Below are 26,152 nucleotides of genomic sequence, written 5' to 3' on the forward strand. Positions count from 1 at the left end.
CGATCTCCACTGAGGCCTTGGCTGCGAGACCACCCTTGCGGAGGTTCTGAATGAACTTGATGGGCTTCATCAGCTTGCCAGCGCCCACGAGGCCGGTGACCATCTGGGAGATGCTGAAGGTAGCCGAATTTACGAAGCCGCTTTCCTTGAGACGCTCGGAGTTCTCCTCATGAGCCACCCGGAAGGCCGACTTGTCCTCCTGCTTGGGCTCCCCAAAGACGAAATCCTTGGTCTGCATCCCCGCTTCCATGACACCCTCGGCCATAGACTGAAAGATATCCGGAGGCTGGAGGGCCTCGTTAACGGACCCAAGGAATCCAGAGTTGCGGTCGGCTTCGATCTGCTCCGGAGTCATGGACGAGGAGTCATCCTGCTCGGCGTCAGGTAGTTCCGCGTCGGCCTCCTGGAGAGCCTTCAGTAGTAGTTCCTCGTCCATGTATCTTCCTTACTTGCTGTGCAGACGCTTCTTCACTTCCGCGAACACTGCGCGGACCTGGGAAGGGGTGACCGGGGTCTTCGACTGGTTGCCGTAGTAGCCGGTACCCGTGGTGGTCGGGATGGATGCCCACTCCTTGGCCATGTTGTTCAGGAAGGTGTCTTCCGTCATGGAGCCTGAGAGGTACTTGGAGAGACCGCGGCCATCCAGGAGATGGAGTGCGATGGCATCCTGAAGGTCCTTGGAGAACTTCATGGTGTCATCTAGACCCAACGTCTTCCGCACCTTCCGGAGGGTGGTTCTCACCACTTGGTATCGTCCGATGGCAGACGAGTTCCACCGCTTGTTGTCCGGATCTCGGAGCATGGCGGTCTGGAGTTCATCGATGTGCTTGAGGGTCTTGTCCGTCAGGACCACGTCAGGACCGGCCCCATTGGTGACCTTGCCATCGAGCATGATCCCGTAGCCCAGAGTCTCGTTGTAACCGTCCCCCCGGTCGGTCCCCTCGGAGTGTCCAAGGAGGTCGAACAGAGGGCGGTACACGAAGTAGATGTCCACGGGCTCGGGCTTGGGGGCCGGAGCTTCAGGCACGGGTTTAGGTTCCGCCTTCCGGGAGGGAAGGAGGCTGCGAAGCCAATCGAGCATTTAGTTATCCTTTGCGTTTCTTGATGCCGAAGTGGGGCTTATCCTTGAAGGACTTCCACTCGGCTCCGATGTCGAGGGAGACACCGAGTTCCTTTGCGGCCAACTTCATGGCCATGACGATCTCCTGCTGCATGGCAGGGTCGAACTTGACTGCCCCGCCCTCATCGAGAGGCCAGAGGTCTACTGAGCTACCGTCCAGGTGGTCGGAGTCTTCGGTCTTGGACCATCCCCACTCCACGGCCTTCTTCTGGAGTGCCTCGTCACGCTTGCCTGAGCCAACGACAAACTTCACGCCAGCGATCTCTTGGGCGCGTCTTACGACGTCACCGAGTTGCGGATCGATAGACTGGAGGTTTGTCTCATGGTTGCCGACCGGATCGGGGTTCCACTCCATGAACTTCTCGCGCTGGCCTGCATTCCCGCCTTCGTCCACATCTGGAATGTTCGCGTAGGGGTCACTGGAAGGCATACCGATCGATGGGTCGATGGAGGCCACCTCGGTTCCACGGATCTTGTCGAGGACTCCCCGCATACCCCTGGTGGATGTCCCAACCCGCTGGCCTGAGTAAGTACCCTTTCCGTCTGCCTTGGGGAGGGATGCCCACTCGGAGGAGAGCCCGTTGATGAACTGGTCGTCCGACATCTGGCCCGACTGCCATTTGGAAAGGCCACGGCGCTCCAGGAGGTGCATTGCCATGCGGTCCTGAAGCTCTGGGGTAAACGGCATGTCGTCAGTCAGTCCCATCTCCTCCTTCAGACCCCGGAGGGTAGTGCGGATGATCTGGTAGCGACCGATAGCGGAGGAGTTCCACTTGTTGTTAGGGTGGCGGAGCATGTCAGTCTGGAGATTGTCGATGTCTCCAAGGGTCATGTTGACAAGGTCAACGTCCCCCCCGGTGTAGGCACCATAGCCAAGGGTTTCGTTGTAACCGTCACCCTTGTCCGTCCCTTCGGTGTTCCCGATAAGGGAGAGGAGCGGAGCGACTGGAACGTTGGAGGCCGTAAGCTTGGCTACCTTTGGCGGGTCTTGGAGAAGAGTCGTGAGCTTCGCCTGGGTGTCAGTCGAGATGGAGTTCGTGACGGTTGGGTCAACTCCCGGAGGAGCGAGCTTCTGTGCCCGCCCAGAGATCACACCATACGCCTCCTCGACTGACAGTCCCTTCTTCTTGGCGAACGCCGCAATGGACTGCTTGGTGGTCTCGCTCAGTCCCTCGAATGGTGCCGCTGGAATGGATGACTCTTGAGGAGCTTCCTCGTCATCGCCGGCAACCCAGTCCCATAGGTTCTGAAGGGGCTCAGGTAGGTAACCGCCTTCCTCTTCGACCGCCGCTGGAGCGCCAGCCTGGGGTACCTCTGGTACGCCTTCCACTGGTCCCGCTATTGGATCTGACACCGGGTCTGCCTGTGTAGCGGCGACATCTGCCTCAGAGGTGTAGGTACCGGCAAGGTCACCACTCGGGTCAGTGACGATACGTGACCGGATGATCTCCCCGATCTCCTTCGCCTGCTTCTCCTTCTCCAAGAGGGAGGCACCTGGGTTCTGCATGTCCCACTGAAGGAGCATGTTGCGGTAGTCATAGAGTGCTTCCATACCTTCGCTGGAGAGACCCTTGACGCCATCCAGTGCGGAGAACTCCCCTACGCCTGTCGCATTCGTGATGAACTTGACGGTGTCCTTGTAGGTTGGGGAGGTGAGAACGCCACCATCGCCGGTCGCCTTCTTGACAGAGTCTACCCGGTCGATTGCTTTCAGGAAGGTAGCCGGGTCCTTGATCACACCTTGGCGGCGCTTCTCCAGGACGAAGTCCTTACCGGCCCCCGAGTCGATCTCCTCATAGAGAAGCATGAGAGCCTGAGGATCTTCGGTTGTTTCGAGATCACCATACTCCTTCTTGTACTTCGCCAGCTTGTAGCGGATCTCACCATCGCGGCGGGAAAGCTGCTGGACCAGTTCTTCTGGGACCTCCTCCCCGCTGGACAGGGCGAGAACGGCCTGGGCAAGACCTTCCTCGTGCGCACGCTTCTCCTGCTTCTCACGGAGCTGGGCGTCATCTGTTGCCAGGGATGCAAGCTTGTTGGTGATCCGGTCCATGGCCCTGAGGCGCTTCTCTCGGATCTCCGGCTTGCGTGACATCGGGAGTTCTTCACCAGGAGCCGCCCGGTCGAGGAGGTTCAGCATCTCGGCGTTACCGCTCTCCTCCGCCTGGAGGATGATGGAGTCCACCATGAGCTTGTCGAAGTCTTCCGCCTTCTCCCCCGTGTCGATGGCCTCTTGGCGCTGGGTCATGAGGTTGGACCAGAGACCGTCATAGTCCACTGAGCCCTCTGCACGTCCCGCGTCATTGCCCCGCATGAGGGTATCCGTGACGATTGCGCCTGAGGTGGCCTGAGCCTTGCTGCGGAGAGCCGTCGCTCGCTCCTGGTTGAACGTCTGGTAGCCGGTGGAGGCGAGGTTGTCCAAGTGCGGCGCGAGCCCCTCAAGGATCGACGGGTCTTGCTCTTGGCCAACGTTCTGGGTCATCCACCCGGAGACGAACTTACCGAATGCCTCTGGGTCTGCACCGTCCCGACCTTCCCACTGCTGGTAGTCGATGGAGAACTTGTCGGTGAGCTTGAGGCCTGCAAGATGGCCCTGCTGCTTCTTGTACCACTCGACGTAGGACTTGGAGGCAGTAGGTGGGATGAGACCCTCTCGGACGGCATCGCCGTAGGCCTTCTGGTTATTCCGGTGGAAGTCGGTGATGGCCTTGGCCTTGTCGGCCTGATCGGTCTCCTGCTTGCGCTTGTCAAGGAAGCCACCAAGCCCCTGGTCGAATGCTGCTAGTCCCTCTGCAAGGTCATGCAGCGAGGACCTTCCTGGGTCAGCCGGTCTGACGTAGGTACTTACGGGGGATGCTACCCCCTGGATACGCTCAGGACCCGACACCTCCCGAACCTGTGGTCGTGCCATGGTGTCTCCTTATTCCATCGACTTCAAAGCCCCGCCGATACCCTGGAGGGCGTAACCCAATGGGTTCGGTGCTGTAGGCTTGGCAACGGAGTTGATGCGGTTCTCGATGTTGGTGTTGGTGGCCTTCAGGCTCTCGCCAAGTTGCGCCACTGTGTTCATGTAGTTGGTGTCTTCTGCCGCCTGCTTGGTGGCGATCTTCTGGTTGATGCCGGTGAGGATGTTGTCCAGGGAGATCCCCGAGACACCTCCCGCTGCGGCTGAGACTTCTGCCTCGGCCCCGACCTCTGCGCCTTCGATTTCTGCCAACTGCTGCTGCTGCTGGTGACCGGCTTGCTCCTGGATCATGCGGATCTGGAGTTGCCTCTGTTCATCCCGACCGGAGGCCAGGGCATTGACGTAGTTCTGCTTCCACTGTTCCGCCCGGTTGTTGTAATCTGCATCGGCGGCGGCGAAAGAGACCACGGAGGTTGCGAGGGCTACTGCGGCCTGGACGCACATGTTGGTCTCCTGATTGTGTAGAGCTTGAAGGGAAGCCCGAGGGGCTGGAGGTAGTCCTCACGCTGGAACTCGAAGCCCAGCCATTCGAGCCAGGTATGGTGCCTCGTGTTGCGACTGTCGGACCAAGCTTCTAGGTGCTCCCACTGGGTTAGCAGCGTGGGAACCTCCTTCTTGAGGGCTCGGTGGAGTGAAATCGCGTGGCGCTCGGCGGTAGAGGTGGCAACCATCCATACGGAGGCTGTACCATTATGGCTTAGGTCGTCCGCTCCCCAGATGAGGAGTGCCCTACCGTCTTCCCCTACCGCCGCCCGCGCATACCGTCGCTCCTCGAAGACCGGCTGGAGGCAGGCGGCGATGTCTGCCGATCCTGTCCCGGCGTACCACTCTCTGTAGTCCTCAGGGCGGATGTCATCCATCATTGGGACGAGGTGGTCTGGTGTTAGAGTCTCGACGGTTATCTTCATGCCTTCACTGTCACTTCATAGTGGTACTTGTGGGCCGTCCACACACATGGGAACGGGGTTGGATTGACGAGTTCGATGTCAGCCTCCTCGCTCTCGGTGCCTATGGTGGCCTTGAAGTTCCCCGTCTTTACGGGAACCTGATTGTTGACGATGGTCGGGTCCCCGATAATGCGACCGTTGAAGGTCTGGGTGGTGGACGTTCCGTCCTGTTTCCTCAGGATGACGTCGTAGGTGACCGTGTCCTTATGTGAGGTCTTGAGGTCCCGGATCAGGAGCTTCTCGTGGACAATCGGGGAGTCATTCCTATCCCTTGCGTAGAAGCGGGAGGGTTTACGCCGTGCCACCGGGACTGTCCCGAAGAAGAACTTGCGGGATGAATCATCGGAGAAGACCTTAACGGTGGTAGCGCTGACCCATTCACTCTGTAGCCTACGTCCCCGCTGGGAGAAGTTCAGAATGTCCAGCCGTTCGTAGGCCTGGAAGAGATGACGCTTGTCCTCGGGGACCGGATAGGGAAGGGTCACCAGGAAGTGGTCATCACTAAAGACCCCTCTGGTCTCGTCCACACGGTGATCTAGGCGGAGAGGGAAAAGTTCCTCCTCCTCGTCACCCTGGGAGTCGAGGCGTACGGTTTCCAAGGTCATCACTCCATTCCACTGGAGAAGGAAGTGCGCCGTATCCCCGTCGATGCCCGCCCAGATGATCGATCCTGGGACCGGGAATACCCAACGGTTCCATGCAGATTGCACCCGGTCGGTGCCCTGGTTGTACCACTGGTAGAGGTACGCGGTGGTCAGCCTCCTAGTGGTCAGGAAGAATGCCTTGCCGGATACCTCACTGGCTGCGATGCACCGGATCTTCCCGTCTAGGAGTTTGGGGACATGGGACGTGATTGCCACTTCGCCCTGAGGTAGACCATTGCGGAGGAAGATCTCCATTGCCCTCGACCATCGCCCTACGGAACTCCCGAAGAGGATAGATGACATTCCGATTGGCCGTGGAGGAGTCTCACCGTCGTAGTTATAGTTCGACACTGGGAGCACTTCGGTGGTGTCTTCACGGATAGCATCCTGTCCAGAGTCCAGGTAGGTCTGCTGACCATCCCCCCAGAACTGTAGTCGCCCTCCGGCCAAGACGCCGTACTCGATGGCCGTTGAGGAGCCATTGGAGATGTCGTAGTCGATGGGTGCAGTGTCCAAGGTGGTTTGTGATGTATCGGGGAAGAATACAAAGGCGTTCCTCGACCGGGAGAGCGTCATGTTGAACTCTGAGACCGCCGCCAAGCGCCCGCTTATGAACTGGATGGAGCGGATCGGGTAGCCAACATAGGACGGGTTCTGAGACGTATACTGTCCATCACCCGCCACCCTGGTTCCCCAAGTCGCCTGCTTGACCTCAAACTGGTTCGGCCCGGTGAGGACCAGAAGGTGCGGCATCGTGGCGGCATTGAGCCCTAGGACGGTGTCCCACTTTACGATCTCCTCCCAGCGGCCATTGTCGATGTCGCCCACATACTGGAGGAAGTACCGTTCCCCCTTTGCCGCGCCATTTGGGGAGACCATGACGGTGTACCCTGGCTTGCACTTCTGGGGGAGTTCGGCGATGGACTTCACGTCATCCACGAAAGAGCGGATGTGGGTGTCCCCTGCCCCGTCTGTACTGCGGAGGTTGAAAGGTACGTTGGCCCCGAAAACCAGAGTGCTTCCGTACCGCTCGACGGTGAAGCTTCCTCTGCCTGCCGCCGCAATCTGCGGGAATATCGTATTGGTGAAAGATGCACGGAACTGTTCCGCAATCTGGTCTGTCACGATGAACTGGGCATTCGATCCGACACTGTTGTCTGGTGTCATGTAGCTGGTGGAGTAGACTGCGCCTCCGACAACCACGGACATGGTGTAGGTCACCAAGTAGCCGCCCGCACGAATGAAAGCGCACCCCTGGCTGGACCTTGCCGCGCTCCGGGCTGCCCCCATCGCGACGATCTTTTGCCGGTTAAGCAGGAAGGTGGTGTCCCCTACAGTCATCGCCTGGAACGCCTTCCGGGCTACCCCCGATTGGCTGAGGTAGGAGGAGATATCACCCGTGATGGTGGCCTCTACTGCCGGGACCACTGCACGATTGATGATCCGAAGTTGCCCGTTCTCGATCAGCACCATGTACTTCTCGGTGTCTGAATGACGGAACTCATGGACGAAGGGGTCGGCATATGAGGCGGAGAAGGCCGCGACCACCTTGGAGCCCATTCGGCTCACCACTCCATCAAGCACCTCATTGAGACAGTTCTCCTGGTCCTCGGCGCTTGCCGTCCCTCGGGAGAAGTCTGACTGCTGGCTGATACCCTGGATCAGGCTTGGATGTGTCGCAGACTCAATCGCCATCACCTATTTCCTCTCATCCGTCTGAAGTGTGGGTTATGCTGCCGGAGTCCTCCCTTGCGGAGCCTTCGGTCGAAGCGTTCGAAGCCAACCTTGGCCTGCTCGACGTCACTTGCCGTCACCCTCAAGGCAGCGCCACCTGGGTTCTCAGAGTTCGCGAACCGCATGGCGGCAGAGAGAGTGATGAACCACTTCACGGGCTGCGGTAGGGTGTCGAATGGTCTCCCCAAGACCACCATCAAAGAGACGGCGCTGGGGAACTGGTAGGTACTGCTCTCGGCATCGTAGAGCTTCCCGTCTTCCCCTTCCTGGACCACCATCATCTGGGAGCGGCCCACGGGTTGGAATGACAGGATGTTGGAAGGGAGTACGATCTCCCCATCCATGTTTGGCGGAAGCGTGAGTTCTCGCTCGACGCAGAAATTGTAGCCGCCTGACTGTACGTTGATACTCTCCTCTGCGAGCATCGCGACGGCCTTCTGGGCGGTAGGCTTGGCGGTGGAGCCCAGCGAGGACACCGGGTCTTCCCCGATGTTGCGGAGCATCAGGTTGACTGCGTCCAGGGACGTGATCCTGCTGGGCGCTAGAAGGGAAGCCATATTGTCACCTCGTGGAATGTCGTAGGGTGAGGCCCCAGGTGTGACCCTGGAGCCTCGTTTGTCTTAGACTCGATCAGCCTCGGTGACCTCGAAGGAGCACTCCGGACGGAGCCAGTCGTGGCCTTCGAACTTGGAGGCGATGAGGAGCGTACCCAGACGGTCGTCCTTCTCGCTCATGGTCGTCTTGATGCCACGGCGGCGGAGTGTACCGACTGCCATCGGGTTGGAGATGCAACCGACCGTCTTGGTGAAGTCGCCCTGGTACTTGGTGCGGCCCGTGGTGACGTTCGTCTTCGGGAGCGAGTTGGTACCCTTGACACCCAGGCCTGCAAGCTGACCCACGGTACCGGCTGCGCGGTTGCCTGAGCCCGAGGAGTCCACCGTGTCGATGCCGGTGTAGCGGGCCAGGAGAAGCTGCTGCTGCCAGGGGAGCCAGTAGATCATCTGACCACCACCGACGTCATTCGTGCGGATGTACTCGACACCCTTGAAGGCAGCTTCTTCGAGCTTGGCTGGGTCCGTGCGAACTGCGGCATCGAAGTAGTAACCCGGCGCGGCGTGGCCGCTGAGACCACCCAGAGCGGCCTGCTGACGGGAGGCGTTGATCATCGAGCGACCGATACGGCTGTTCGACTCGTTGGCCAGGGACGCACCCAGGATCTGGGCGTACGGGCGGGCCAGCGGGTAGTGAGCGATCAGTTCGTCAATCTCCGCGATGAACTTGGAGTCGAACAGGACGGCGTCCAGGCTGATCTCGCGCTCGTTGTGCTCCTCGGTGCCGCCGACGATCAGTTCACCCGGTACGTGCTCCTGGGCGTTGTAGGTGCGACCGATGATCGGGAAGACCTCGGACTTGCCTGCGGAGATCGGACGGACGAAGGTGTGGTTCTCGAAGTCAAACGTCTGCTCCCAGGACTCCAGGACGTAGTCCGTGAAGTTGCGCATGAACAGTTCGCGGTCATCGGAGCCACCCGGCTTCTTACCCGGCGCTGAGCGCGATGCAGTGAACGAAGCGGAGTTGGAGAAAGTCGTCATTCAGTTTTCCTCATTGGGGATAGAGGGTCTCATGGACCCATAGGGGTGAACCTCAAGCCGTCACTTGGACAGGCGCTTGAGGCCTTCTTTCAGCACGGAGTCCACGGAGGATTGGGCCTTCTCGACCACTGCCTCTGGAATGTCGTCCGGGATGTTGGAAAGGATGCTTGCGATCTTCCCGGCTTGACCTGGGAGCATGAGTGCTGCCGCCTGCTTGAAGCCGAAGACCGCTGAGAAGATGATTGCCCAACCGGCCATATACCAATAGCCGATGTCTGCGTTGAACGCCTTGAGGTAGTTGAAGCCCTCAATGACGTGAGCCTGGATGCCGGGGATGAAGAGGCCGATCATGGGTGTCGCCCAGAGGATGAGCATGAACTCGTCCTTCCAGGAAGATCCCGCTTGGTCTGCCCACTTCAGGTCCCACTCGATGTCGGCCTTCACCTTGTAGGCGGCGATCTCGGCCTTGGCCTTGAGTTCTGCCACCTCGGCTTCCAGCTTGGCAGCACGTATAGTGTCACGCCGCTGGAACCACCCGGAAACCTCCTTCACGAGAAGCTCCCCGAATGGAATGTATGTAAGGAGGGACATGATCTACCCCTCAGTCGAACTTGGAGGCCTTGAGGCGCTGGTTGTGGAGTGCCCAGCCCCTCTGGTCATTGTCACGGAGCGCATCACGGATCTTCCGCATCTCGGCACGGCTCTCGTACGGCTTCACGCCGCCCTGGGTACGTCCCTGCCCCTTGGTGGCATCCCGCTTGGGGATCTTCGGAGTGGCAGCTTCGCGATCAGCTTCGAGCTTTGTCTTGAAGACGTCCGAACGCTGGTAGCGGTTCATGAGGGCGGCGACTGCCTCCTCCTTGGCGTCCAGGTCCTTGCCGTTGGCGATCTTGTTGAAGCGGGCCACCTGTTCTGCCGTGTAGCCGCCTGCCTTACCCCACTGGAGTGCCTCGTTGAGAGCGTCAGGACCACCGGCAACTTCGAAGAGGCGGAGATCATGTGCCGCGACACCCTTCTGGGCAGCTTCCTTGTTGGTCGCCGCCATGGCCTCGATCTGCTTGACGGTCGCCTTCGAGATGCCCTTGGCTTCGAGGTACGCATAGGTGGCCTCATTGAGACCATCGACACCCTTCTCGACATTCGCGAAGTACTCGGCGCTGAGTGCGCCTTCGACGTCCAGGTTGCCCTCGGCGGTCACGTAGCGGGCTTCGAATGCCTCGACTACCTCCGGGTTGTCCGCATCGAACTCCCCGAGTTCACCTTCAGCCTCCGACTCAGAGTCTCCATCGGTATCACCATCGCCATCGGCATCGACTTCGCCGTCCAGGCCTTCATTTCCTTCCAGAGAGCCTTCATTGTCATCCTCCAGGTCCTCCATGTTGACGTCCGAGGTGTCCATCTCCAGGGCCTTACGGGTGGTGCGGATGACATCGCCATCGTCCCCCATGGAGAGAGACATGCCTGCGCTGTCCGAGATGCTGTATTCTGCGGTTTCCTTAGCCATTCGGCATCATTCCTTCTGGTAGCTGCCCACCCTCCAGCATCGAGGCCATCATGTCGGCTCCGCCCTTCGCGAGGGGTCCGGTCGCTTTGTCCATGATGGTCTGCTGCATTGAGGAGTTCTGTGCGTTTGCGGAATCTTGGTCCCGCGTCTGTTGATCTTTCACCAAGCCTTCCGACTTGACGTTCTTCACTGCGGCCAGTCGCCGTAGGTAGTCGTCCACATGGAGGTACTTCTCGACCACCGGGTTGTTCAGCGCCTCTCCGGCCTCCACCATGAACTCCCTCAGGTTGGTCCCTTCGGTGGACTGTCCAAGGCTGTCGATGCCGGTGACGACTGACACGTTGACGAGGTCCTTCGGGAGCTTCCCAATGGACTTGTCGCTCTCCTCGTGGAGGAAGATGAAGCGGAGTACGAAGTACCGCTGAGAGGTCTGGGCCACGCTGGAGTAGAGACCACCCATGGCTTGGTCGATCTCTTGGGCCAGGATGCGCCACTCCTCGGCGGTCACCCGCTCACCCTGTCGCTGTACGGACGAGAACATGAGGAATGCCTGTCCGAGACGTCGAGCGGCCTTCTCCATCTCCTGGGCCACGACTGCGAGGTCCCCACCCTTGTCGGAACGGAGGGTCTTCACATCCTGTTCGCGCCCAGGGATGACTTCCAGGTTCTCCGCGTCGAGGACGTCCTTCAGGTCGGTCTGACCTGTCGGGTCCACGAGGATCAGGAAGCGGGCTGCTGCTGCTGCACCGTCCTGGAGGGAAGCCGCGAAGTTCTCGACGGCCAGCATGTCACCCTCGTAGTCGGCACAGTACGGTAGGAACCAGTCGGAGCCGTAGTCGGGGATCATGCCGCCGGGGTACATGGTCGGGGTGTCGAAGTCGGAATACGCAACGGTATCCTCGATGACCTCTCCGCCCTCCACCTCCTGCCAGTAGACGTACTGAAGCTTGCCCCTTCGGTTGATGAGCTTCTCGACGTGGTAGATGGTGATCTCATCATCCCAGTGACTCTTGGAGTGCTGTTCGTCCCCGGATCGGTTCCGATCAGCGGCCTCCTTGACGTCCTCATCCGCCACCATTCGAGACACGGAGTCCTTCAGTACGGTGGCAATCGGGATACCCTTGGCGTCACGCTTCACCACGTAACGGTGCATGTTGTAGATCACGGGGTTGTCGATGTCGGTCCAGAGGACCAGGGCGTTGCCAGTCAGGAGGAGGAGCTTGAAGTACAGCGTCCCCGCCGACCGGGTCTTGGTGGAGTCCAGGCGGATTCGGTGTGTCTCATCGCGCCGTGACAGGGAGTAGACCACCTGGGAATACAGGGCTGGATCTGACCGGATGTCCTCGTCCATCTTGTGCTCTACCGGCGTAGACTTCCATCCTGGGAGTCCGGGAGGGAAGGCCCCAAGCATCATCTTGGAGGCGAGCGTGTTGAGGGCGTAGGAGTTGACTGACTGGTTTGGGATGGCGAGTGGGTCACCCGACTTCCAGTCTTCAGGAGGGAACGTCGAGGGGCTGGAAATATCGGCTAGACGCCTACCCAACTCCACCGGCCCTGTCCGTCCCGCCCGCTGGCTTTCGTAGAAGTCCTCGGCGGTAACCCCTAGGGAGGTGTCGCTTAGGTTTTCCATGGGCACCTCACATGGTAATTGGTCGGTTCGGGTTCACGCTCGGGACGCTGGTGGTCCGCTTGACGCGGTAGTTGGGAGCCTCCTGGCCGTATGCCTGCTCGCTCTGACGGCGACGGGCCTCACCCACTTCCGGGACTTCTGCGGGCTCAAGCGGAGGGGCCGGTGCAGGGGCGGGAGTTGCCGCCTGGGTTACTTTCGGTTTGCTCGTGCACATTGTGCGGCTACATCCTTATTGGGTTCTGGGACGGCTTCACCATGGTGATCCAGGTGGGCTTCTCCTTGGTGGTGTCGTCCTGGGGCGGCGTGATCGCAGTGGTCTCGCCGTTCTCGTTCGTCTTGGTGCTCTCGAAGTGCTTCCAGGCATCCTCAGGGGCGTAGTTCGGCTTGTTGACGGGAGCCTCGGGCTGCTTGCCTCCAATGCACATGGTCAGTCCTCCTGGATGCTGAAGCCGGGGTGGTCGTCCGCGCTTCTGGCAAAGCCGATGATCCGCTGGGCAAGCTCCACCTGTGAGGCGTAGCGATGCGCTGAGATCTCGCTCTGGTTCTCCTTGATGCACATCGGCGGGAAGGTCTTCTGGAGCCAGTCCACGAGGTCTGCTGTGACCCTCGGGGTCTTCGACTGATCCTTCCGGGGACTCGGTCGGCTGTATGACGGGTCGAATGCCATCAGCGGCTCCACTTCGAGTCGCCATCCAGGAGCCGGATGTACATGGCGAGGTTCCGCATCGCCTTCTTCAGGTCTTCGAGACCATTCTTGAAGCGATACCGGGTGATGTACTTGATGAAGTTCTCGACGCACCAGTTGAAGCCGCCCGAGGTCACGATGAAATAGGTCGGCTCCATCGGTAAACGGTCGTAGTGGTCTGGCTTGAGTACCTGGTCCCCTACCTTCCGATCCGGTGTCCATCCAGAGGCCCCGAGGAGTTCGACCTGACGGTTGATCTGGAGGACTGCATTGGAGAGGTCTTCACGGGTCCCCTTCTCGTGGTCGAGCACGAGGGTCAGGACTTCACGTTGGAAGTCATTCAGTTCCCGGTTGACGTGGAGGAAGAGGGAGAACAGGAGAGCCTTCTCGGCGTCGGTGCGCAGACGTGTGTTCTGTGCAAGTGTCATGTTCAGTTTCAAAGTGTCTCCTTCTAGTCCACGGATGAGATGATGATCTTCTCCAGCCGGGACTTCTCGAAGTTGAGTTGAGAGATGCAGTTGATGATGCCCATGGCATCGCAATCCACCCTTCGCTCCTGTCCCAGCTTCAGCCGGTTCAGACGCAGGATGATGGAGTCGATGTCTTCCTGGAGGGACTTCCTGAGCCGCTCCGCCTTAGTCATCTGACGGCACCCAGAGGTTCACAGTGTGGGTCTCGAAGTCGTAGTCCCCATGGAGGAGGATCTTCGCGACACGGGCATTTTGGAGGGCCTCGGCCTCACCTTGACCGGCCTTCTCGTACTGAGACACAACGGCCTCCCAGATGGAGCATGGGCCAGCGGAGTGCCACTTGGTCACCTTCTTCCCCTTGTTCGGGCCTCGGGTGATGACGCCTTCCTTTGGGACCAGACGCTCTGGCTCCTCTACGATCTTGAGGGCACGGGTCATGCCGATACCTGGGCACCCCGGATAGCCGTCCACGGCGTCCCCTGCGAGGGCCTGGGCGTAGTGGGCCTTGATGCCATCCATCTTGGTCCAGGTCCGGATGTTGGGCTCACCATTCTCGTCGTCGTCCAGGAGTTGGTAATGGTCGCCTGGGATGGTCTTGAAGTCCTTGTCTCGGCCAACCACGATCTTGCGGTCGCCGGGGAACTTCTCGGGGTCGGTCGCCCAGATGCCAAGCGCATCGTCGGCTTCAATGAAGGCCACATGGTTGGCCTCGTAGTTGGCGCGGAGGTACTCCTTGAGCGGCTCCAGGAGGAGCGGCCTGACGGAGTCCTTACGGTTGGACTTGTAGTTGGGGTCCACCTTCAGTCGCCAGTTGTCAGCCGATGGGCAGGACAGGAAGAAGATCATCTCGTCTGCCCTCAAGCGGGTCTTTAGGCGGGAGATGATGTTGTCCAGAACTGCCTCACCCTCCCACCGTCGAGCGAAGTACTCGATGTGGCCGGAGGGGGTCTCGACGGTATGCTGACAGGCTGAAGCGGCACGGAAGGCCAGGGTATCCCCATCCACCAATAGGACGGTGCGGCCAGCCATCACCAAGTGTCCCGTACGTCTGCGTAGAAGCCTGGGCCGATCTCGTGGAGGAACTTCTTGGCCGCCTCGGCGGTACCCAAAGCACCCTCCATCCAGCGCAGGAAGTAGTCCATGAGGGCGAGGAGGATGAAGGCCGGGAAGCAGACCACCACGACTACCAATAGCGTGAGGCGGCGCAGGAAGTTCGACTCGATGCGGTTGAGGCGCAGGCCCAGGGCGACGAGGGACACCATCACGAAGACGGCGGTCAGGAGCCAGTAGAGAAAGAATGTCACTTGAACGTATCCTTATTCTTGAACGCAGCGAGGCCGGGAGCGGTCACATGCCATGACCTACTCAGTGAATATCCGTCCGGTGCAATGATGCTGATCCACCCTAGCGATGCTGCCAGGGCGATGAATTGTGCGCGTTCGCGCGAGTAGTTGGATGAGATAGACGGCGGATCGTACCAAGCACGGTCCACCACCTCCCAAATCTCCTCCGGGATGTCCCCGAAGTAGCCCCCTATAGGAACCGAACGGGAGCGGCCCTCAGTGGCAGTCTTTCCAGTTGCGTCCTGTCCGACCGTCCGTGGCGAGCTTGCCCTTGAAGCTGAGGCTTTCGGCAACCCACTCGATGGCCTTCTGGGAGGCTTGCTGGATGTACTGTCCATAGGCCTCTTCTCGATGTTCGAATTGCAGTTCGTCGTGGACCCAGCCCATCTGGCCATAGTCCACATCGGGTGTAATGTCGTAGTGTGTCCGCAAAAGCTCGTCTGTCTTCAGCATCCACTCCTTACAGACCACGGCACCACCTCCCTGGAGAAGCTGGTTGACGGCTGCATGTGGCTTACGGATGTAGAGCTTGCGCCCGTCGATGGCCACGATGTAGCCCTGTGCGGTGGCTCGCTCGGTCACGTCCTTCTTGAAGTCCTTCAGACCGGCGATACCTTCAAGGAACGCCTTCTGGACCTGTTGACCCTTGACGACGTGCGCCAGAGTGTGGAGGTCGGGCTGAATGAATTTAGACTTCATGATCCGCTTCATGAACGTCACATAGTTCTTGGCTGCGGAGGATGTTCCAAGTGCCTCGATGTCTTCCTCGGGGACGCCTACTCCCAGTCCGATGAGGAGCGGGCCAGCGCCATAGAGGAAGGCGTATGTGACGGTCTTGGTGTCTGCACGGCTCAGGCCGGTGACCTTGGCGTTCTCCGCGTGGATGTCGAGGCCGGGGGTGGATACCCGCTCCGCGAACTGCCCTCCGTCGAATGGCGCGAGGTAGTGTCCCAGGAGGCGTAGCTCAAGGCCAGAAGCGTCAACGCCAGTCTGCCACCAACGAGGATTGCCCGGCTTCCAGAGGGTGCGGCACTCTGCACCGTATCCACCCTTCCATCCGAGGATCGGGACTTCGTTTCCATCGCCATCCTTCTCCTTCTTGACTGAGGGTACCTGACCCTTGTTCGGGTCCATGTGAGCGCCACGGTGAGAGACGGTACCGAGGGTGTCCATCCGTCCGTGAATACGCCCGTCGTCTCGGCACAGATCGATCCAGGACTTCTTCCCATCGGAAAGCTGGCCCAGGGTCTTTGAGTTGACGAGGAACTCCAGGATGATCTCCCGAAGTTCCCTACTGAGGACCTTCTCGGAGATGCCCTTGATGGTGGTTTCATCCACCTTGGCCTGATCGTTGTTCTTCCCACCGAACTCTACTGGCTTCCATCCGAAGACGGTCTGGAGGCGCTCCCCAAGGTGCTGTCTTGACTTCGGGTTGAAGGTGGTACGGGTGATGGGGGTGTAGGGAGCATCCGTACTGTACCGTTCGAGTGGAGGGCCGACATAAGGAGCAAGCTCCTTCCCCGTTCTCTCGCTAACTCGTCGCTGCGTGATATTGGGTAGGTCATTGCGTTTGACGTTCCTGTCCTTGGCAGGGCGGGTAACCTCATCGGGTTGCCACCATGAGCCGAAGACCTTGACCAGTTCGTCTTCGAGGACGTTCTGGCGGGTTTTGATATTGCTGGCCAACTTGACGGCCTCGTCTCGGTCGAAGCCGAAGCCTCGACGCTCCTCCTGGTCGATGTGAGACCAGACGCGGTGCTCCAGGTCGATACAGCGTTCGGACCACGCCACGCCATGCGCGGCCTTTCCGGTCCCGTCGAAGTGTCCCTGGATGAGTTCCCAGAGCTTCTGAGTGACTTCCACGTCCTGGACGCAGTAGTCCTGCATCGGCTGGTTCCACGCCTTCCACGGATTGAGGCAGGGCTTGCCCTTGGAGTCCACGTCGAGGAGGCAGTGAGCCCACTCAGGGATGAGCGATAGGTCGCCGTGCTCCTGGAACTCCTTGGAGAGCTTCTTCACGTCTCCCGAGTATTCGCCCTTCATGAGCCCCATGCGGTAGCCCCAGGCTTCGAGACGGTGTGCGCCGATCATGTGACCGGGCAGCTTCCCTGAGCGCCATCGTGGGAAGTCCAGATCCTTCAGCTTGTCCACCGGCCAGATCATCTTCGCCATGATGAGGGTGTCACGCTGGACCCCCTTAAACTCGATGCCTGGGCACAAGTGCTGGATCACCGGGGTATCGTAGGAGATGATGTTGTGGCCTGACTTATAGTCGGCGGCGGCAAGTTCCTTGACGGCCAGTTTCAGGTCATGCTGGTCCTGGGAGGATGCAGACCATACGTCGCCCGTGTCGATGTCCTTTAGGACCAGGGAGTGGAGGGTGTCTACCTCGGGCATGAGCCCGTTCGTCTCGATGTCGAACCAGAGCCTCATCGCGTGATGACCTCACACTCTTCGACGGAGGTCTTGGAGATGTACCCGAACGGATACTCCTCAAGCTCCTCTTCGGACATCTCGAAGTCTGAGGGGTAGGTCTTCTTGAGGACCTCCAGTTGCTCATCATCAGTCGGATTGTGGGAGAACACGAAAGGTCCAACGTCGTCGCCGCTTTCCGTGCGGCCAGTGAGTATCCAAACTTTCACGGTACTTTACCTCCAGGGAATACCACCCAGAAGGTGACGCAGGGGATCGGATTGATGCAGAGCCTCTGGTTATACGGACTCCAGTGGAGACCCATCCAGAAGCTCGAAAGCCTGAATAGGGCTCCAAACTTCATTCTTCATTCCTTCTTGTAACAGTCGCAGTAGGCGCACATCAGGCGGCTCCAGAGGCGGCACTGGGAGACCGTCTTCAGGTATTCCTCGGTGTACTCTGCTGAGCCGCGATGCTCCCTCGGGAGGAGGATCAACTCGCTGGCGATCCTCTTGGCGGTCATTCTGACCTCACGTTCTTCCATGGCGGTCACGAAGGGTCATGTTCGTGGACCTTGAAGTTCTTCCGCCGAACGGTGGCGTTGATGCTACTCTTCAGCCTCTCCAGCCAGAGGACGATCTTGGTGCGGGCCTGGGTGACCGGCAGCTTGTTGGCATCATCCAGTTCGGTGGAGTTGGCGTACTCCGGCAGGACCCGGTAGTTGACCCCATGGTAGAGGAGTGCGTCGTACGCGAAGTGGAGGAAGGAGACCCAAGACTGGGCCAGCGTGAGCCGTACCCCCTGGACGTGGACCTCCTTGCGGATTTCATCGAGTTCTCTCTGGAGTCGTTCGCTCACATTAGTATTCCTTCTCGACCGGCCCGAAGGCTGGTGCATCATTTCCCTTGCTGTCTGGGTATGGCTCGTCGGTCACGATCTGGCGTCCCAACTCCGGGTCCCACCTGAGGGTGTCCGCAATGCCTGTCCATCCGGTCCAGCGGCATTTGAGGACGCGGATACGGGTCAGGTCCGGACGCTCGCCCTGCTGGTTGCGCTCGTAGCCCATGATGAGCATCGAGAAGTTCGCGATACCGCCTGAGCCACGGATCTGGTTGACGCTGATCTCCGCGCCTTCCTCGTGAGCCTTCCCTTCCGGTCTGGTCAGGTGGTGAGCGATCTGGAGGTTGGCCTTGGTGTGCTTGACGAACTGGGCGAACTCGTAGGCCACCTTGTCGAGGGCCTTGCGCTCATCCCGTTCATTGGTACCGGCGACGATGAATGAGAGGGGGTCGATGAAGACCACCTTGCACCCAAGTGCCATGACCATGTAGCGGAGGTATCCTTGGATGGACTCGAAGTCCCACCGTGCCTTCTCCGGGTCGAACAGTTCAACCTGTCCAGCACCAAAGACTGCCGTGTGAAGCTCCTTCATCTCCTCGACCGGAAGTGGGTCAAGGTGGAGACGCCTGCCTGCACGGAGGGACATGAGGTCCAACTGTGCCTTGCGGCGGGTATCCTCGAAGCGCATGACGCCGAACTTGATGCCCCTCTGGAGGAGGAGGTCCTGGATCTCCACGATCTGCGAGGTCTTCCCGATCCCGGTTCCTGCGACGTGGTAGGTTACCTCCCCCTCCCGGATGCCTCGGGTGTTCTCCTGGACGATTGGCCAAGGGAACTCCGCGATCATCTCCCCTTCCGGCTCGTTCATGTCGTCGGCACAGAGAGCCGCGTTGACGATGCCTTCGGGGGTGTATTGTACGGCAGACCAGATGGCCCCGTAGATGTCTCCCTCACGGCCAGCCTGGGCCATGTCGGAGGCGTCCTTGAAGCCCTCAACCTTGATGGTCTTAGCCTTGCCTGGAAACAGGGCGCAGAGGTCGGGGATGACCTTCTGTCCCGGATCGTCACCATCCATCCAGAAGATGACTTCCTCGAAGCGGTCCAGCCAGCGGTAGTTCGCCTTCACGGCCTGGAGGGCTGAGCCTACCCCGGCAGGAACCGACACCACGGCCAGCTTCCAGTTTGCGGCCTGGGCGGCGGTCATCTTGTCGATCTCGCCCTCGATCACCACCACCTTCTTGTCGAACTTGTCGCCATAGATGGTCTGACCGAATAGCTGGCACTCCCAGATCTTGGGAGGGTTGTCCATCATCGGGACGAACCAGAAGTTCTTCTCCTGGTCCCGGAACTTCTGGTACGCCAACTCCCCGGTTTGGGAGTAGTAGTTACAGACGTGAAGGGTCTTGCCGTTCTCCTTGTGGACGAAGTACCCGGATCGGCTCAGGGTCTCCAGCTTCAGGCGGCGCTTCTTCAGGCCTTCTGGCATGTGGGCGGTGGTGAAGGGTAGTTGGTTCGCTTTCGGCCTCGGCTTGTGCTCGTAGGTCGTGTCTTCCATTCCGTGTTCTGCTTTCTTCTTCAGGCCACATCCAGGGGAGAAGCAGAACTGGTGACCATCCGCGTATGTCGCGAGGTTGTCTTTCGACTGGCAGTCTGCACAGTAACCCTTGGAGATGACCGTGCCGCTCCCGTCGCGCATCGGTTAGTCCTCTTCCTCGCCCTTCTCTTCACGCTGAAGCTCGTAGGCGAACGAGATGCCTTCCCAGTTGTCCACCCCGGCGTTCTCCAGATGACGGAGCCAGTCGGCGGATTCTTGGAGGTCGTTCAGTTCGGTCTCCTCGACCAGGACATAGGTGATCAGTTGGTAGTCTTCGGCGGCGATCTTCTTGACTTCCGCATTGGTGAGGGAGCCGCCTGAGTAGTTCTCCTCCTTCCGCGCCTTCTCACGGGCAAGGTAACGGATGTGGTCGTAGAGGGCGGATGTGGCTGGTGCCTTGGCGGCGTAGTCCGAAGTGACCCGTCCGACTGGAAGGCCCCCACGGAGCCGGTACGCATATCGGTTCTGGGTCACAGACGCTTCCCCCTACCCATTGCCTCGTCGTAGAGCTTGCGGACGTCCTCGACGGGCATCTTGGTGCCCGACTCGATGTCACCGGCTGCGGCCTCGATGCGACGGCGGAGACCCTCCAGTTCGATGATCTGGGCGTCCACTGCCTCATAGGCCCGTGCGAGGTTCTCCAGGTCTGAGTTGTTCTTCGACACCTGGAGAGCACTCAGGGTGTCTTTGAATGTCTTCTTCTGTTCAGCCAACGACGCTCTCCCCCTCAATGCCCACCTTCGGGCTCAGGTTGAGTGACACGTCAACGTCCTCAATGAGCGGCTTGGCGGAGAACGTCATGGTGACTTCCCGGCCCATGATGGTAGCGACCTCATAAAGTGCGCTGGGCAGATCCGTTGCGCATTTGTCGATGAGCGCCAAGGCAATGGCCTGTGCTGCTTTCTTGTTCTCGGTCACTCGGTTTTCTCCTTCTCGACCTGGATGCAGGCGTCGAGACCGACCTCTGAGATGTACACCCAGTCGTCCCGGTTGATGTCCATCACGCGGTCAGTGCTTCGGTTGAATAGCTGGTAGGAACGGCCACCGTGGGATGTCACCCGGTAGTGGCCGAAGTTCTTGATGTCGATGTTCATCAGTCCCCCGTAATGAAGTGGAGGAGGCCTTTGAAGGCTAGGATGTGGACGATGGTCAGGTAGATCGTCACCACAACGATTGCGTCTGCTGTCACTTCTCGGTCTCCACCCAGTAGGCTTTGTAGCGGGTACCGCCGAAGTCCTTCTTGAACTGGGACTTGATCTCCAGCCCGAGGCGCTTCAGTTCGGAGATGCGTGTGGTCACCTCCTGGACGTTGAGCGTGTTGATCGCGACCTGACGTGTCAGCGCACGGCCAGTCATCAGGTAGTCGTAGATGAGCCGCTGTTGGGGAGAGAGGTTGTAGATCGTGGCGTCCGAGAGAAAGTTCTGGGTCACTTGCTGTCTTCCTGTAATGTCGTAGTGTCAGCCCAAGTCGATACCCTGGGCGAAGAGAGCCACGTCCTCCCGGAGGAGATCCATGTCGATGGGTGGGCACGGAGGATGGTCGCGGTGACGGAACCTCTGGACCTCAGAGTGCGCCTTCAGGTCCAATGGGCCGTAGTGTTGCACCAGTTCGTTGAACAGTCGGAGGAACGCTCGGCGCTGCTCCTGGGTGAAGTTGTCCACCCCTTCCCCGCCGTCCTCTTCGCGGCCACCTACAAGGCAGACCCCTATGGAGTCCATGTTGTGGCCGGGGGTGTGGGAGCCTACGAGGTCACGCGGGCGGCACTCTGTGACGCTGCCGTCCCGCTCAATGATGAACTGGTAGCCGATGGAAAGGATGCCCATCTTTAGGCCACCCTCATGGGCCAGGACGGACCATCTCGGAACGTCCTCGGTGCAGCACACATCTGGTCTGGTGTGGCTGTCGTGCAGGATGACCCTCTTGGTCTTCTCCCGCGTCTTGTACTTGATTGGTACGGTCAATCTGTCTCTCCATTTGCCCACGCTTTGAACTCGGGCCAGACCTTCCCCTTGAGCCAGTCCTTGAGGAAGTTCAACGCTTCGAAGTCCTCCAGGTGGCCCATCGCGTACTCGATGGCCTGTCTATCGGTCCCGCCACCCAGGGGCGACATTTGGGTTGCGTTCAGGCGATCTTTGAGGGTCGGTGGGGTTGGTGTAGGAAGCATTACTCAATCTCCTCTGGGTAGAACAAACTAGGAACATTCTCCTAACGTGCCTCTGCCCCTCTGTCGATAGGAATTATTTCACAAGACCCAAAATATCCTCAGGCTTGCGCTTCGGTCCCCGCTCCTCGATCCAGGCCTTGGGGATGATCCGGCTGGCCCACTTGAAGCCATGCTTTTCAGCCCACATTGCGTAGGTCGTCTTGGAGCCCTTGATGATCTTGTCGAAGGGCCGCTGAAAGACGAACCGGATGTCGAGATCCGGATGTTGAAGCTTGATGAGGATATGCTTGGCCCGGTCTTTAGGTTCCAGCTTGCCCTTGGTCTCAACGATGATGCCGTTTGGCAGTGGGAAGTCTGGGGTGTAGTTCCGCCGCGTCTCGGGTACCGTGTATGGTATCTTGAACGACTCAAAACTGACCTTCACCCCCTGGTCTTCCAGGAACTTCGCGTTCATTTCCTCAAGTCCCGACCGGAAGCCGAACCGAAGTCCGACCTCCTGGGATGTCTTGGGGGCATTCACCTTCCGTGCCTGTCGCCAGTTACCTTTGGAGACTCCCATCTAGGTCTCCATGTCCCACCCGTAGCGGTCCTCAATGATACCCGCCACGATGACACCGAGAATGATGCAGACGAGGAGAGTCTCCATCAGTGCGCCTCCTCGAAACGATCTGCGGTGAAGTAGTTCTCCGGAAGCTCCACGAGTTCGACACCAGGAGTGTTCTCCATCCCTGGGATCTCAGTCCGCTCGCATCCGTCTGGGTCTCCGATGAAGGCCCGCTTGACGGTGTAGTTCTCCCCCTCGGTGATCGGGATGCCTACTTCAGGGGCGCGGATGCAGCGGATGGTCTGACCCCGCTTGAACGGGTGACGAGGTTTCCCCATCAGTAGTCACCACCCTGTTCCTCGTCGGCGGACTGGCCGAAGCCCTGGTCTTCACCGTCTGCCACGAAGCCGTCCTCGACCTCACCGAAGCCGCGACCGCCACCACCGGACCCACTGGCCAGCTTGGTGATCTGTACCTTGGCGAAGTCCAGGCGTACCCCGACCTCCTTGGAGGAGACCATGACGATGGGGCGCATCGAGAACATCACGCGGCCCTCGGAGCCATTCCAGACAGACACGTCGATGACGTTGTCCTTGGAGTCACGGAGTTCGATCTTGACGTCCTTGAAGCCGGAGGTCTCCTTCTTCGAGGGGATCTTGGCGTTCTGCTTGTAGGAGAACACAACGTCTCCGGTCGGCTCGCCGGTCTCGTCATCTTCGATCCGCTCAAAGGGAACGTAGAGCTTCCACTTCTTGGCCTCACCCGGCTTCATCTCCTGGGTGTGCTCCTGGAGTGCGGCGACGCAAGCGGCTTCGATCTTCGCTGCCAGCTTCTCGGCGGCGTCACCAGAGAGGCGCTGGTCGGTGTGGAAGAGACCATCGGAATTGAACTTGGTGTCAGGCTTGTTGAGCCAGGGGTGGATCAGTGGGCCTACCGGCGAGATGTGATACTTTGCCATGTGTCTCGGTGTCTCCTTAGATGACGGGCTCGTTGCGGACCCTCAGACCGAAGAAGTCGCGGAGGGATTCCATCTGGGCGTTGGACTTGTCGTGATAGGCGGAGGGATCGGTGATCAGCTTCCGGCCCAGGTGGTAGAGTTCCTCCGGGTCGGTGCCATTGCGCTCCGCGATTGCGTAGAAGAGGACGGCGATCCCTGCTGTCAGTTCGGCGGGGGGCTCATGGTTGGCTCCGCTGAGAAGGGCGTGAGCAACGCTCGCCACCCTGTCCCTGGGGATCATCAAGAGTTTGTCGCGGTCCAGGCGGTTAGACAGTGAGTTGGTCATTCCTCGTGCTCGCTTGAAAAGGCCAGCCCCATCACGGAACAATGTCGTAGTGTTGGACGTTGTGTTGTCGTGAAGGAAGCTGGCGATATGGGATTTTCAAGTACAGTCCTATTGTTTGTAATGTCGTAGTGTCAGGCGAAAAAATAGAGCGAAGAGGCGACGTCCTCTAGGTTTAGGTTGCCGAAGGAGGGCAGCGGGGGAAACTCGGCGCGAGGGCCAGCGACTTGGCGGCAGGCGTCCAGGAAGTTCTCCAGGACGGGCTCGGAGTAGGTCCATATGAAGGCCTGTCGGATCGATGCTTCGAGGTGCCACATGTCCGCGCAAACGGTCCCGTAGGCATCGTGGATTGACGTGAAGCTTTCCACCCCACGATCAGCGGCGATGTTGACGCAGAGCATCAAGGCGGCGGCATCCATTGAGTGGACGAAGTTCGGAGCGATCCCTCGGGCCTGACTTGCTGTGTCAAGCTCCTTAGTCTCTGTTCGGGTGGACAACTTTATAGTCTGCCCATCAAGGTTGGTTTTGATCTGATCATCCTGCATCTTCGCGTAGAACTGGCGCACGTAGAAGCCAGCCGGTGTCCTCCACCAGAGAGGAAGGCCCTTCTTGGATGCCACCTTGGCGCAGTCCTTGAGCCACGTCATGACCTCGACGGCCTTAGTCACGGTACCCGATACGGAGACCCAAAGGATGTCTGTCAGGTATGTGATCGCGGCATTCCTGTCCTCCCGATCTAGCCCCTTGATGATCCCATCGGGGTCATTCTTCTTGAGCCACTCCAGGGTGTACCGGAAGTATGCGTTCTTGGTCCCACCGTACGGCAGGATCATCACGGGGCGCTTGGTAACATCGCGCTTTGCCCTCCCATCGAACAACTCCAGCCAGAGACCGGCGAAGCGATCCGGCATCCGGTGGAATAGCTCCTCGGTCACCTTGTCGGCCACGTCCTGGTAGATGTCATTCGGCTTGTCGCCAGGGATCAGGTTAACCGAGGCGGCACCCTTCTCGTCCAGGACCATGGCGCTGAGATGCTGGATACCGTTACAGGTTCCGTCCACGCGGATTGGGAGGGAGGAAACCATACCTTCCCCCTCTTCGAGCCACCTCGCCCACTCTAGGATTGCCGCAAGGCGCTGCCAGTTGTCGTCGTCATCATCTCCGATCCACCTCCGGTCGCCGGTCGGGTCAGCCGCGATGGACCTCCACATGTCGTTCCTCTCGGTCGTCCATGCCACGCGGTCATCATATGCCACCTTGTCCACCCCGAAGGTGTTAGCGAGGTGAATGGCGAGCCACTGTGCATCGTCACCGTCAATTGGCTTCCCACGGGAGAACGTCAGGACGCCTCGGTGGAAGTCTGCCCCTTGAGGAGAGAGATCGGACGGGATCGGGTACATGCGTCCCCGGAAGTCCAGCATGTGCGGGAAGAAGAACTCAGGCTCCTTGCTGAAGCGGACGGCCATATTGAGGGTTCTCTCGAAGGACATCGCGACGGAGATCCGCTGTGCATTCCTGGCCCTTGCGGCGGAGGCTCGACGTGCCCAGGCGATGTACTCCTCCGTCCCCTTATCCTCGTCTGTGAGGTGGGCTGGACGTTCCTCTACGTTTTCCTCCTCCTGATGTGGGATACCGGCAAGCGCGAGGTCGCGGTCCCAGAAGTACTTGGCTACGTCGAGTACCCGCTGGTTGATCTTCCACGGTGTGGACTGCACACGGTTGAGGGCCTTGTAGACCTCCGGCATGTCCAGCGCCTCGTACTCCTCCAGGGCGTTCTGACGCTGGTCCTGGTGGTTCGCCTTGAAGCGGATCATGAAGGGTGGCTTCACGAATGGTGTGTAGTATCCGCCGTCACGCGGGCCGGTCCACGACAAGGGCGGAATGAGGGTTGGCATGTAGGTCGGTGCGAAGACAAGCTCTCCGTCCATCGCCGTCTTAATCCATGTGAGTAGACCCTCGTCTGCCTCCAGGATGTAAGGACGCTTCATGTAGCCGTAGCTCTTTCCCTTCTTAGGTACCCAGGACGGGTCCTGTGCGATGTAGAAGCGGCGGGTCTTCGTGATGACGATGTTGATGAGTTCCAGCCCTACCCGTTGACGGTCGGTCTCGGTCCACTCGATCCATCCGATCTTCTCCCAGATGTACTTGTTGAATAGGGAGATACGGGAACGGCGCTGGTGTGCCGCGTTGGAGCCTCGCTCGGCATAGTGTGCGGCGGTCTTCTTCCAGTCCTCCGGCTCCTCCTCCTTCCACTTCTTGCAGCGGGCCTCATGTTCGCACCATGTGCCGATCTCTACGGCGATGGCCAGGACGTGCCGCTGCTCAATGGCCATCATGCGGAGGATCGCTCGGAGCGCGACCAGGGCGGCGACTTCGGGGTCAAGCTCCTGAAGACGTGGTAGTGCGATGGGCTTCACGCCGCGCTTAGTCCCTGCCTTCGTGATCCAATCCTTCAGGCCGTCTGCCACTGGCGTGACCCACTCGGTGACCAGACTCCGGTACGGACGCAGGCGTGTCATGTCCTGCTTCTCCTTGGCCTTGTCGATCCTTTGCTGGGCGCGTTTCTTCCCCTCAGTCAGCATCTCCTCTTCGAGTGCCACTTGATCCTCCCAGCGAGTGTGGAGGTGTGCCGCGATTTCGACGTGCTGGTTCATGGATATTCCTCGTGCTGTAATGTCGTAGT

At 59.5% G+C, this 26,152-nt stretch carries 32 protein-coding genes and 1 pseudogene; all 33 read right to left on the reverse strand.

The window, feature by feature from the left end:
• Window positions 1-436 (reverse strand): annotated as a pseudogene (locus tag LQ231_RS26895) (hypothetical protein); the annotation flags it as partial.
• A gap of 9 nt (window positions 437-445) precedes the next feature.
• Window positions 446-1,081 carry a hypothetical protein gene (locus LQ231_RS26900; protein ID WP_230175393.1) on the reverse strand — a complete coding sequence of 212 codons (636 nt, stop codon included), beginning with the start codon at window positions 1,079-1,081 and terminating at the stop codon, window positions 446-448.
• Between the two features lie 4 nt (window positions 1,082-1,085).
• Window positions 1,086-4,031 (reverse strand): M15 family metallopeptidase, encoded by a 2,946-nt coding sequence (locus LQ231_RS26905; RefSeq protein ID WP_230175395.1) that lies wholly within the window; start codon window positions 4,029-4,031, stop codon window positions 1,086-1,088.
• Between the two features lie 9 nt (window positions 4,032-4,040).
• Entirely contained in the window at window positions 4,041-4,529 is a 489-nt protein-coding gene (locus tag LQ231_RS26910; RefSeq protein WP_230175397.1) for a hypothetical protein, read from the reverse strand.
• A complete protein-coding gene (locus LQ231_RS26915) occupies window positions 4,508-4,993 on the reverse strand; it encodes a hypothetical protein (protein ID WP_230175399.1) in 486 nt (161 codons plus the stop codon). The genes LQ231_RS26910 and LQ231_RS26915 overlap by 22 nt, the downstream gene beginning before the upstream one ends.
• Window positions 4,990-7,371: a hypothetical protein gene (locus LQ231_RS26920; RefSeq protein ID WP_230175401.1), complete on the reverse strand. Its 2,382-nt coding sequence runs from the start codon at window positions 7,369-7,371 to the stop codon at window positions 4,990-4,992. Before LQ231_RS26920 ends, LQ231_RS26915 begins: the two co-directional genes overlap by 4 nt.
• Complete coding sequence (locus LQ231_RS26925) at window positions 7,371-7,967, reverse strand: hypothetical protein (RefSeq protein ID WP_230175403.1); 597 nt, start codon at window positions 7,965-7,967, stop codon at window positions 7,371-7,373. Before LQ231_RS26925 ends, LQ231_RS26920 begins: the two co-directional genes overlap by 1 nt.
• Before the next feature lie 63 nt (window positions 7,968-8,030).
• Window positions 8,031-9,002 (reverse strand): hypothetical protein, encoded by a 972-nt coding sequence (locus tag LQ231_RS26930; RefSeq protein WP_230175405.1) that lies wholly within the window; start codon window positions 9,000-9,002, stop codon window positions 8,031-8,033.
• 60 nt (window positions 9,003-9,062) lie between these two features.
• Entirely contained in the window at window positions 9,063-9,593 is a 531-nt protein-coding gene (locus LQ231_RS26935) for a hypothetical protein (RefSeq protein WP_230175407.1), read from the reverse strand.
• Window positions 9,594-9,603: 10 nt separating this feature from the next.
• Window positions 9,604-10,506 (reverse strand): hypothetical protein, encoded by a 903-nt coding sequence (locus tag LQ231_RS26940; RefSeq protein WP_230175409.1) that lies wholly within the window; start codon window positions 10,504-10,506, stop codon window positions 9,604-9,606.
• Window positions 10,499-12,136 carry a portal protein gene (locus tag LQ231_RS26945; protein WP_230175411.1) on the reverse strand — a complete coding sequence of 546 codons (1,638 nt, stop codon included), beginning with the start codon at window positions 12,134-12,136 and terminating at the stop codon, window positions 10,499-10,501. Before LQ231_RS26945 ends, LQ231_RS26940 begins: the two co-directional genes overlap by 8 nt.
• A 221-nt stretch (window positions 12,137-12,357) precedes the next feature.
• The gene (locus LQ231_RS26950; RefSeq protein WP_230175414.1) at window positions 12,358-12,561 is read right to left on the reverse strand and encodes a hypothetical protein; all 204 of its coding nucleotides are present in this window, start codon (window positions 12,559-12,561) and stop codon (window positions 12,358-12,360) included.
• Window positions 12,562-12,563: 2 nt separating this feature from the next.
• Window positions 12,564-12,803, reverse strand: coding sequence for a hypothetical protein (locus tag LQ231_RS26955; RefSeq protein WP_230175416.1), 240 nt, complete (start codon window positions 12,801-12,803; stop codon window positions 12,564-12,566).
• Window positions 12,803-13,261, reverse strand: a complete 459-nt coding sequence (locus LQ231_RS26960; protein WP_230175417.1) for a DUF3310 domain-containing protein — start codon at window positions 13,259-13,261, stop codon at window positions 12,803-12,805. The genes LQ231_RS26955 and LQ231_RS26960 overlap by 1 nt, the downstream gene beginning before the upstream one ends.
• An 11-nt stretch (window positions 13,262-13,272) precedes the next feature.
• Window positions 13,273-13,464 (reverse strand): hypothetical protein, encoded by a 192-nt coding sequence (locus LQ231_RS26965; protein ID WP_230175419.1) that lies wholly within the window; start codon window positions 13,462-13,464, stop codon window positions 13,273-13,275.
• Window positions 13,457-14,320 carry a hypothetical protein gene (locus tag LQ231_RS26970; protein ID WP_230175421.1) on the reverse strand — a complete coding sequence of 288 codons (864 nt, stop codon included), beginning with the start codon at window positions 14,318-14,320 and terminating at the stop codon, window positions 13,457-13,459. The genes LQ231_RS26965 and LQ231_RS26970 overlap by 8 nt, the downstream gene beginning before the upstream one ends.
• Entirely contained in the window at window positions 14,320-14,595 is a 276-nt protein-coding gene (locus tag LQ231_RS26975) for a hypothetical protein (RefSeq protein ID WP_230175423.1), read from the reverse strand. Before LQ231_RS26975 ends, LQ231_RS26970 begins: the two co-directional genes overlap by 1 nt.
• Window positions 14,596-14,850: 255 nt before the next feature.
• On the reverse strand, window positions 14,851-17,067 hold the full coding sequence (locus LQ231_RS26980) for a DNA polymerase (protein WP_230175425.1): 2,217 nt from the start codon (window positions 17,065-17,067) through the stop codon (window positions 14,851-14,853).
• On the reverse strand, window positions 17,064-17,276 hold the full coding sequence (locus LQ231_RS26985; protein WP_230175427.1) for a hypothetical protein: 213 nt from the start codon (window positions 17,274-17,276) through the stop codon (window positions 17,064-17,066). The genes LQ231_RS26980 and LQ231_RS26985 overlap by 4 nt, the downstream gene beginning before the upstream one ends.
• Window positions 17,277-17,595: 319 nt before the next feature.
• Entirely contained in the window at window positions 17,596-17,904 is a 309-nt protein-coding gene (locus LQ231_RS26990; RefSeq protein WP_230175429.1) for a hypothetical protein, read from the reverse strand.
• A gap of 1 nt (window position 17,905) precedes the next feature.
• Window positions 17,906-19,582, reverse strand: coding sequence for a toprim domain-containing protein (locus LQ231_RS26995; protein WP_230175431.1), 1,677 nt, complete (start codon window positions 19,580-19,582; stop codon window positions 17,906-17,908).
• Between the two features lie 3 nt (window positions 19,583-19,585).
• Entirely contained in the window at window positions 19,586-19,954 is a 369-nt protein-coding gene (locus LQ231_RS27000) for a hypothetical protein (RefSeq protein WP_230175433.1), read from the reverse strand.
• Window positions 19,951-20,193, reverse strand: a complete 243-nt coding sequence (locus tag LQ231_RS27005) for a hypothetical protein (RefSeq protein WP_230175435.1) — start codon at window positions 20,191-20,193, stop codon at window positions 19,951-19,953. The genes LQ231_RS27000 and LQ231_RS27005 overlap by 4 nt, the downstream gene beginning before the upstream one ends.
• Entirely contained in the window at window positions 20,186-20,398 is a 213-nt protein-coding gene (locus LQ231_RS27010; protein ID WP_230175436.1) for a hypothetical protein, read from the reverse strand. Before LQ231_RS27010 ends, LQ231_RS27005 begins: the two co-directional genes overlap by 8 nt.
• Window positions 20,395-20,574 (reverse strand): hypothetical protein, encoded by a 180-nt coding sequence (locus LQ231_RS27015; RefSeq protein WP_230175438.1) that lies wholly within the window; start codon window positions 20,572-20,574, stop codon window positions 20,395-20,397. Before LQ231_RS27015 ends, LQ231_RS27010 begins: the two co-directional genes overlap by 4 nt.
• Window positions 20,575-20,665: 91 nt before the next feature.
• Window positions 20,666-20,911 carry a helix-turn-helix domain-containing protein gene (locus tag LQ231_RS27020; protein WP_230169809.1) on the reverse strand — a complete coding sequence of 82 codons (246 nt, stop codon included), beginning with the start codon at window positions 20,909-20,911 and terminating at the stop codon, window positions 20,666-20,668.
• Window positions 20,912-20,938: 27 nt separating this feature from the next.
• Window positions 20,939-21,442, reverse strand: coding sequence for an N-acetylmuramoyl-L-alanine amidase (locus tag LQ231_RS27025; protein WP_230169810.1), 504 nt, complete (start codon window positions 21,440-21,442; stop codon window positions 20,939-20,941).
• Window positions 21,439-21,645, reverse strand: a complete 207-nt coding sequence (locus LQ231_RS27030) for a hypothetical protein (protein WP_230169811.1) — start codon at window positions 21,643-21,645, stop codon at window positions 21,439-21,441. The genes LQ231_RS27025 and LQ231_RS27030 overlap by 4 nt, the downstream gene beginning before the upstream one ends.
• Window positions 21,646-21,718: 73 nt before the next feature.
• The gene (locus LQ231_RS27035; protein ID WP_230169812.1) at window positions 21,719-22,204 is read right to left on the reverse strand and encodes a hypothetical protein; all 486 of its coding nucleotides are present in this window, start codon (window positions 22,202-22,204) and stop codon (window positions 21,719-21,721) included.
• Between the two features lie 86 nt (window positions 22,205-22,290).
• Window positions 22,291-22,527 (reverse strand): hypothetical protein, encoded by a 237-nt coding sequence (locus LQ231_RS27040; protein WP_230169813.1) that lies wholly within the window; start codon window positions 22,525-22,527, stop codon window positions 22,291-22,293.
• Complete coding sequence (locus LQ231_RS27045) at window positions 22,527-23,147, reverse strand: hypothetical protein (RefSeq protein ID WP_230169814.1); 621 nt, start codon at window positions 23,145-23,147, stop codon at window positions 22,527-22,529. The genes LQ231_RS27040 and LQ231_RS27045 overlap by 1 nt, the downstream gene beginning before the upstream one ends.
• Before the next feature lie 16 nt (window positions 23,148-23,163).
• Window positions 23,164-23,472: a hypothetical protein gene (locus LQ231_RS27050; RefSeq protein ID WP_230169815.1), complete on the reverse strand. Its 309-nt coding sequence runs from the start codon at window positions 23,470-23,472 to the stop codon at window positions 23,164-23,166.
• A 131-nt stretch (window positions 23,473-23,603) separates the two neighbouring features.
• Entirely contained in the window at window positions 23,604-26,123 is a 2,520-nt protein-coding gene (locus LQ231_RS27055) for a DNA-directed RNA polymerase (protein ID WP_230169816.1), read from the reverse strand.
• Window positions 26,124-26,152: the final 29 nt, after the last annotated feature.

Source organism: Rhizobium sp. CECT 9324, assembly GCF_918741265.1.
Classification (GTDB): Bacteria; Pseudomonadota; Alphaproteobacteria; order Rhizobiales; family Rhizobiaceae; genus Allorhizobium.

Excerpts from the sequence above, each read along its gene's own strand:
- LQ231_RS26900 (WP_230175393.1), bottom strand. The coding sequence starts at position 1,081 with ATGCTCGATTGGCTTCGCAGCCTCCTTCCCTCCCGGAAGGCGGAACCT.
- LQ231_RS26905 (WP_230175395.1), bottom strand. The coding sequence starts at position 4,031 with ATGGCACGACCACAGGTTCGGGAGGTGTCGGGTCCTGAGCGTATCCAG.
- LQ231_RS26910 (WP_230175397.1), bottom strand. The coding sequence starts at position 4,529 with ATGTGCGTCCAGGCCGCAGTAGCCCTCGCAACCTCCGTGGTCTCTTTC.
- LQ231_RS26915 (WP_230175399.1), bottom strand. The coding sequence starts at position 4,993 with ATGAAGATAACCGTCGAGACTCTAACACCAGACCACCTCGTCCCAATG.
- LQ231_RS26920 (WP_230175401.1), bottom strand. The coding sequence starts at position 7,371 with ATGGCGATTGAGTCTGCGACACATCCAAGCCTGATCCAGGGTATCAGC.
- LQ231_RS26925 (WP_230175403.1), bottom strand. The coding sequence starts at position 7,967 with ATGGCTTCCCTTCTAGCGCCCAGCAGGATCACGTCCCTGGACGCAGTC.
- LQ231_RS26930 (WP_230175405.1), bottom strand. The coding sequence starts at position 9,002 with ATGACGACTTTCTCCAACTCCGCTTCGTTCACTGCATCGCGCTCAGCG.
- LQ231_RS26935 (WP_230175407.1), bottom strand. The coding sequence starts at position 9,593 with ATGTCCCTCCTTACATACATTCCATTCGGGGAGCTTCTCGTGAAGGAG.
- LQ231_RS26940 (WP_230175409.1), bottom strand. The coding sequence starts at position 10,506 with ATGGCTAAGGAAACCGCAGAATACAGCATCTCGGACAGCGCAGGCATG.
- LQ231_RS26945 (WP_230175411.1), bottom strand. The coding sequence starts at position 12,136 with ATGGAAAACCTAAGCGACACCTCCCTAGGGGTTACCGCCGAGGACTTC.
- LQ231_RS26950 (WP_230175414.1), bottom strand. The coding sequence starts at position 12,561 with ATGTGCATTGGAGGCAAGCAGCCCGAGGCTCCCGTCAACAAGCCGAAC.
- LQ231_RS26955 (WP_230175416.1), bottom strand. The coding sequence starts at position 12,803 with ATGGCATTCGACCCGTCATACAGCCGACCGAGTCCCCGGAAGGATCAG.
- LQ231_RS26965 (WP_230175419.1), bottom strand. The coding sequence starts at position 13,464 with ATGACTAAGGCGGAGCGGCTCAGGAAGTCCCTCCAGGAAGACATCGAC.
- LQ231_RS26970 (WP_230175421.1), bottom strand. The coding sequence starts at position 14,320 with ATGGCTGGCCGCACCGTCCTATTGGTGGATGGGGATACCCTGGCCTTC.
- LQ231_RS26980 (WP_230175425.1), bottom strand. The coding sequence starts at position 17,067 with ATGAGGCTCTGGTTCGACATCGAGACGAACGGGCTCATGCCCGAGGTA.
- LQ231_RS26995 (WP_230175431.1), bottom strand. The coding sequence starts at position 19,582 with ATGCGCGACGGGAGCGGCACGGTCATCTCCAAGGGTTACTGTGCAGAC.
- LQ231_RS27015 (WP_230175438.1), bottom strand. The coding sequence starts at position 20,574 with ATGAACATCGACATCAAGAACTTCGGCCACTACCGGGTGACATCCCAC.
- LQ231_RS27030 (WP_230169811.1), bottom strand. The coding sequence starts at position 21,645 with ATGCTTCCTACACCAACCCCACCGACCCTCAAAGATCGCCTGAACGCA.
- LQ231_RS27035 (WP_230169812.1), bottom strand. The coding sequence starts at position 22,204 with ATGGGAGTCTCCAAAGGTAACTGGCGACAGGCACGGAAGGTGAATGCC.
- LQ231_RS27040 (WP_230169813.1), bottom strand. The coding sequence starts at position 22,527 with ATGGGGAAACCTCGTCACCCGTTCAAGCGGGGTCAGACCATCCGCTGC.
- LQ231_RS27045 (WP_230169814.1), bottom strand. The coding sequence starts at position 23,147 with ATGGCAAAGTATCACATCTCGCCGGTAGGCCCACTGATCCACCCCTGG.
- LQ231_RS27050 (WP_230169815.1), bottom strand. The coding sequence starts at position 23,472 with ATGACCAACTCACTGTCTAACCGCCTGGACCGCGACAAACTCTTGATG.
- LQ231_RS27055 (WP_230169816.1), bottom strand. The coding sequence starts at position 26,123 with ATGAACCAGCACGTCGAAATCGCGGCACACCTCCACACTCGCTGGGAG.